This is a genomic window from Arsenophonus sp. ENCA, assembly GCF_002287155.1.
In the GTDB taxonomy this organism is placed as follows: Bacteria; Pseudomonadota; Gammaproteobacteria; order Enterobacterales; family Enterobacteriaceae; genus Arsenophonus; species Arsenophonus nilaparvatae.
Map to the genome: position 1 here is coordinate 1 of NZ_NHNG01000092.1, position 3735 is coordinate 3735.

Annotated in this window: 3 protein-coding genes, 1 rRNA gene and 1 pseudogene; all 5 read right to left on the bottom strand. The window is 37.4% G+C overall.

What is annotated here, in order from left to right; all coding sequences use genetic code 11:
* Positions 1–94, bottom strand: a 16S ribosomal RNA gene (locus CBG25_RS02665); the annotation flags it as partial.
* Between the two features lie 468 nt (positions 95–562).
* Positions 563–1090, bottom strand: coding sequence for a menaquinone-dependent protoporphyrinogen IX dehydrogenase (gene hemG / locus CBG25_RS02670; protein ID WP_290604334.1), 528 nt, complete (start codon positions 1088–1090; stop codon positions 563–565).
* 27 nt (positions 1091–1117) lie between these two features.
* Positions 1118–2569 (bottom strand): Trk system potassium transporter TrkH, encoded by a 1452-nt coding sequence (trkH, locus tag CBG25_RS02675; protein ID WP_290604336.1) that lies wholly within the window; start codon positions 2567–2569, stop codon positions 1118–1120.
* A 30-nt stretch (positions 2570–2599) separates the two neighbouring features.
* Positions 2600–3211 carry an IMPACT family protein gene (locus tag CBG25_RS02680; RefSeq protein ID WP_290604337.1) on the bottom strand — a complete coding sequence of 204 codons (612 nt, stop codon included), beginning with the start codon at positions 3209–3211 and terminating at the stop codon, positions 2600–2602.
* Positions 3211–3579: pseudogene (locus CBG25_RS02685) on the bottom strand (M24 family metallopeptidase); the annotation flags it as partial. The gene CBG25_RS02680 and the pseudogene CBG25_RS02685, both read right to left, overlap by 1 nt.
* Between the last annotated feature and the right edge of the window lie 156 nt (positions 3580–3735).

The window sequence follows — 3735 nt, forward strand, 5'->3', positions numbered from 1 at the left end:
CAAGGAAGCAAGCTTCCTCCCGCTGCCGCTCGACTTGCATGTGTTAGGCCTGCCGCCAGCGTTCAATCTGAGCCATGATCAAACTCTTCAATTAAAAGCTTGATGCTCAAAGAATGTTTTACTGACCATAACGCCCTTCTGTTCAACTCGCTTTGCCGGTGTTTGACCACCTTCGCCGCTGCTGTCCAAAATAACGTTACTGCATATTAGTTCATATATGAATTAACTGTTTTGTCACTCTTCAAGACTTTAAAATCAAATATTTTTTGATGATGTCTTGCGAGTGCCCACACAGATTGTCTGATTAATTGTTAAAGAGCGTGCGACCGGGGCTGCGAGGTGGCGTACATTACGCTTTTCACCTGTAAAGTCAATTAGTTATCTCTACTTTTCTTTACCCTGCGCCAAGAAAATTCAATTCAATTGATTCGTTCTATACTGACTCAGTGGGGGCACATTATAGGCAGTTTTACGCAGCTGGCAAGCAATAATTTGTAAACTTTAGTCGTTTGCTGTTTTTTTCGACAAAAAGCAGAGAAAATAGCAATTTTTAATCAAATTTTTATTTAAGTGCATTAAATTCACGCGCAAAGTATTCAACTTTTTGCCAATCAGTATATTCAACCTCTTTATTTGTATTCGTTTCTCCACCTGTTATTTTCATAATAAATTGGATCATAATACGATCTAACCATTTATATTGGGGATAACGTAGCGCTCCGGCAAACACATTAGTAATAGTTGGTTGCCACGGAATTTTAGCTAAAAATTTACGTACATAAACATTTGTTTCAGGTGTATCTTTGCCCTGTTTTCTGGCCGTTAAATTAACGCCAAAAAATGCACTTGGCATAGTATTCAACTCTTTTTGGTGATTTTGTGCAAAATTCAACACTGCAGGATTAAAATGACCATAACGGATTGAAGCACCGACTAATACTTTTTGGTAGACAGAAAGATTAAAATTTTTATCCATATTTAAATCTCTAACATCACATTGCTTACCTTCTTTACATAAATATTCAGTAATTTTAAGTATTATTTTTTTAGTCTGACCATTTTCACCAGAATAAAGTAGTAAATAGCTCATGTGTTACCTATAAAATTATATAAATGATTATTCTCGCCAAAAGGTTGGAGTGAAAAGAACAAGTAAAGTGAACACTTCCAATCGGCCAAATAACATAGTAACTATTAGGATCCATTTTCCCGTTAGATTCATGGTAGTAAAGTTTTCAGCTACCGAGCCTAATCCTGGCCCTAAATTATTCAGTGTTGCCGCAATTGCGGCAAAAGCAGAAAACTCATCTACACCGGTAGCCATTAACAATAATAAACTTATAATAAAAACCAATGCATAAGCAGAAAAAAAACCCCAAACAGCTTCAATAATACGTTCAGGTAATGCCCTGGAGCCTAATTTTATCGTGTAAACAGCATTTGGATGTACTAACCGTTTTAACTCCCGTGAACCCTGCAAGAATAATAGTAAAATTCGAATAACTTTTAATCCACCTCCAGTTGATCCTGCACACCCACCGACAAAAGCAGCACAAAGTAACAATATCGGTAGAAAAAGCGGCCAATTTGCAAACCCATCGGTACTAAAACCGGCTGTTGTTGCGACAGAGACAACCTGAAAAAAGGCTTGATCAAATGTTTGTAATAGAGAGTCATAAACTGAATGATATAGAAGTACTAACGTACAAATGATTATCAAAACTATTTGAAAACCGATAAATACTCTAAATTCAGGATCACGCCAGTAAATTGTAAGACTACGACCAGATAATACGGCAAAATGAAGACCAAAATTACAGCCAGAAATCAGCAAAAAAATAGCAATAATGGTATTAATAGCAGGGCTATTAAAGTAGCCAATACTTTGGTCATGAGTAGAAAATCCACCAATAGCGACGGTAGAAAAACTATGGGAGATAGCATCAAAAATATCCATGCCAGCGCCCCATAATGCTATCGCGCAGACTATAGTAAGCAAAACATAGATTAACCAAAGTGTCTTTGCCGTTTCTGCAATCCTTGGACGCATTTTATTGTCTTTAAGTGGGCCAGGCATTTCTGCCCGATAAAGCTGCATTCCACCTACGCCTAATAAAGGTAATATGGCTACCGCTAAAACAATAATTCCCATACCACCTAACCACTGTAGCATCTGTCGATAAAAGAGTATTGCTTTGGGTAAAGTGTCTAACCCAACCAATGTGGTTGCTCCAGTTGTTGTTAAACCGGAAAAAGATTCAAAAAAAGCATCGGTAACCGAAAGATGAGGCCGATCAGAAAAAATAAAAGGTAGTGCGCCAACACTACCTAACACGGTCCAAAAAAGGGCGACTATCAGAAAACCTTCTTTAGGTTTTAGATCATGTCGATTATTTCTATTTGGTATCCATAGTAACAATCCGATAATTAATGCCGCAACAAAAGTTTGGCTAAAGGCGCGCCCTGCTCCATCTCGATAAATCAATGCCACTATGCCTGGAATAATCATAGTGACAGAAAATAAGATAACAAGTAGCCCAACAATTCGGGTTATTGCTCGAAAATGCATGAGTGGTTCCTTGAGAATCTAGTCATAACATTAAGATTTAGGGGTTAAATTTAATGCGCCTCTACTTAAATTACGTAATTTATCCGCAAACTTTTGTTCAACATTGATAGGTAGTGAAATTTCTAATATCACATTTTCACTATATTCTCGCGCTAGGATCTGCCCTGCTAATTGTTTTATTAATTTTTCAATCATTTTTATATGCGCATATTCACAATGTATTAAATAATATTTTTGTAGCACTTTTTGCTGTGTGTTTAAGAGGTTAAGTGCATGTTGAACACTATTACCATAAGCTCTAACCAAGCCCCCAGTTCCCAATTTAATACCGCCAAAATAACGCACCACAACGACAGTAATTTCACCAATATGGCTAGCTAACAACTGAGTGATCATCGGCTTACCTGCCGTTCCTGTTGGCTCACCATCATCGGAAAAGCCTAATTTTTGGCAATCATCAGGCCTACCAGCAACATAGGCCCAACAATGGTGGCGAGCATCTGGGTATTTATGTTTGATAGTTTGGATAAAATTTTTTGCTTCAGCAATTCCATCAGTATGTTCCAAATAAGTAATAAAACGGCTTTTTTTAATCTCTTCGGTAACAACAACCGACTCTGCGGGTATCAAATAAGCATTCATTATTTTAAATGTAAATTACGTGTCATATTTTCAACTTTATTCTCATATATGATGATATTATCTTCGATACGAATACCACCATAGGGCATAAAGGACGCAATTTTAGACCAGTTAAAATATTTACTAAACGATCCTTCGCGCCAAGGAGCTAGTAGTGTCTCGATAAAGTAGAGACCAGGTTCAATAGTTAATACCATACCAGGTTGTAAGATCCGAGTGCAACGTAAGAAAGGATAACATTCTGGTGCAGCCAAAGACTCTCCCGTTTCATCCTGCATCAATCCACCAACATCATGAACTTGTAATCCCAAAAGATGGCCTAAGCCATGCGGGAAAAATGGTGTTGTAAGCCCTTTTTCTATCATTGCGCCAATTCCCAAACGAAATGCAACAAAGTCACGAGTTTCGCACAAAACTAATTTGGGTACGCTAATAAAACACGGATGTGCTCAGCAATAGCATTTTTGATTACGTCCCAATTTTGTTGATAAAGGGTTATTTTTTCAGATATACGACGTTTATGT